This window comes from Psychrobacter sp. 1U2 (assembly GCF_051847575.1).
The window spans coordinates 1-1,776 of the sequence record NZ_JBPYDC010000112.1 but is presented as its reverse complement, the minus strand read 5'-3'; the positions used below and the strand labels follow the sequence as shown (position 1 = coordinate 1,776).

Here is a 1,776-nt window from a genome sequence, read left to right as displayed (position 1 = left end):
ATATCTTGCCAGTCATTAAGCAATAGAGTTATATTATATGAATTTTTTGAGTTATGTCGTCTTGGGTGGATTGTCTTATGCCGCTGGCTGGGCGATACGTATATATATACTTGGTAAACAACCTAAGCCTGCGCAGCCCTATGGTTTAAAACATCCTGTCATCTTAGGGTATCTGGGCGCGTTTTTTATTATTATGCTTATTGTCTCTTGGTTGATTGGACGCTATCTACTTGGTCACGTCACGATTGACTTACCCTTTATCATTATTAACAGTCTGGTTGCGACATTCGTATACTCATTTGGTCTCAACCCAGAAAACGCCAATTATGAGGTACCTGATTGATGGTTAGTGATCATGCACTAATGATGGTTTACTAGCTTTAAACTTAATGCGCATAAAACACGGTCAGTGATGAACTCATTGACCGTGTTTTTATGATTACAGATAGTATTAACTACTGTTTTAACAATTACGATTTTGTCTTATCTTTTATATTTTTGTCTTTATTATCAGACGCTTTATCTTCAGACTTTGCCCCATCTTTAGACATTGATTGCTCGCTTTTCCAAGCTTTATATTTGTTCAAGTCTTTCTCCATCAGTCTTAAGCAAAACCCAATTACCAAGGCGTCATCAACTTGACCAATAAAAGGTATAAAATCTGGAATAATATCAATAGGGTTTAAGACGTATAACAATCCAACCACTGCTGCTGAAATAGTTTTATAAGGTATATTGCGATAGTTACCTTGGTAATAATCTTTTACCAAGCTCATCAGTAGCATCAAGTCTTTAGCATAACGCTCAAGACCGCGATCCTTGTCGACTTGATTCTTTATGCTGTCTTCTTTACTTAAGATGAGTTTAATATTGTCTAAAAGCGACTTATTATCCTTTTCTTTATCAGCCATACTAGCGTTCCTATCATTATTGATGAATTATTTCTTACTATTTACTATAACAAGAGTAATGGTAAGTACCAAACATGGTTGTTTAACGATTTGTTGTCGTTGTAATAAGCAATGGTTATAGGGTTATGCAACCATTGTCGCTATTAAAGCTGCCAAACCGCGATATTTATATAAAGTTAAGGTTAAAAACGTTGATAATTAAATCATTATTCTAAAACCATTATTCTAAAATAAGTTTTGAGGTAACAGCTTAGTATGCTTATGACAAATCCAACTCTTTTACAGCAAGCTGATATAACCACCGTAGCCAATAAGGAGCTTAGTCGTCGCCAATTCTTACGTCGACTAGGCGTGAGTACAGGTGCTGGACTACTTGCAACTCAGGGTATTGCTCAAGGATTGACGGTCAAAACGAGCGATAAAACGAGCGATAAAAACGACAGCATGCAGTTGACCAAAGATGATCTGCCAACGGCGCTGCCAGATGGTAATCAGTCAATAGCGTCCAAATCACGTTGTATCAATCCTACTATTGAGACACGTCTATTTGCCAGCTCCAACGTTGGCGGTAGTAACGAGCGTAACCAATTGGCATTAGAGCGTATGGCTTGCGCAGGTTTTGAAGTGCAGAATCCTACTATTACTGAGCGACAATATTTGCGCTTTGCGGGAACGGACACGAAGCGAGCCAGTGATCTGCAAAACATCGCGACTGGGGCGATTGCTGCACCCAAGCTGCTCATGGGTATACGCGGTGGCTATGGCGCAATGCGTCTGCTGCCGCTGATTGATTGGCAAACGCTGGGACGCATTATGAAAGAGCGGGGCACGATACTAACAGGCTTTAGTGATGTCACTGCCATTC

3 protein-coding genes are annotated in these 1,776 nt (G+C 39.6%); 2 read left to right on the top strand and 1 reads right to left on the bottom strand.

All coding sequences use genetic code 11. The annotated features are described in order from the left end of the window. Positions 1-37 precede the first annotated feature (37 nt). Positions 38-343: a hypothetical protein gene (locus ACS8FD_RS13615; RefSeq protein WP_058369968.1), complete on the top strand. Its 306-nt coding sequence runs from the start codon at positions 38-40 to the stop codon at positions 341-343. A gap of 127 nt (positions 344-470) precedes the next feature. On the opposite strand, the gene ACS8FD_RS13610 is transcribed toward ACS8FD_RS13615, so the two are convergent. After that, positions 471-911 carry a YkvA family protein gene (locus tag ACS8FD_RS13610; RefSeq protein ID WP_439260984.1) on the bottom strand — a complete coding sequence of 147 codons (441 nt, stop codon included), beginning with the start codon at positions 909-911 and terminating at the stop codon, positions 471-473. Between the two features lie 261 nt (positions 912-1,172). Here ACS8FD_RS13610 and ACS8FD_RS13605 point away from each other — a divergent pair. Then, a partial coding sequence (locus tag ACS8FD_RS13605; protein ID WP_439276272.1) for an LD-carboxypeptidase occupies positions 1,173-1,776 on the top strand: 604 nt, incomplete at its 3' end.